The following is a 445-nucleotide window of genomic DNA, read 5'->3' on the forward strand; positions in this document are numbered from 1 at the left end:
ATTTTGATGGCTTGGACGCGGAAAAAAATGCCGGCGAAGGAGCCGGCATTGAAGCATTTAATCGATGTGTGAACAAGATCACCTTTGCGCCCGATTACAGCACGCCCTGCGCCAGCATCGCCTCCGCAACCTTAACGAAACCGGCGATATTCGCGCCGTGTACATAGTGGGTTTGCTTGCCCTCGCCGCCGTATTCCACGCAGGCATGGTGAATATCCGCCATGATATGTTGTAAACGTACATCCACTTTTTCCGCCCGCCAGCCGATGCGCGCGGCGTTTTGCGCCATCTCCAGCCCCGACGTGGCCACGCCGCCGGCGTTGGCCGCCTTGCCGGGCGCGAACAACACCCCGGCGTCAAGGAAGGCGTCGGTGGCCTGGATGGTGGTCGGCATGTTGGCGCCTTCCGCCACCGCTTTCACCCCATTGCGGATCAGCGTCTGCGC

At 60.7% G+C, this 445-nt stretch carries 1 pseudogene; it reads right to left on the reverse strand.

Annotated elements, in window-relative coordinates:
• Positions 1–94 precede the first annotated feature (94 nt).
• Positions 95–445 (reverse strand): annotated as a pseudogene (locus tag HFC70_RS26370) (glutamate dehydrogenase); the annotation flags it as partial.

The organism is Agrobacterium sp. a22-2, assembly GCF_012276985.1.
Taxonomy (GTDB): Bacteria; Pseudomonadota; Alphaproteobacteria; order Rhizobiales; family Rhizobiaceae; genus Allorhizobium.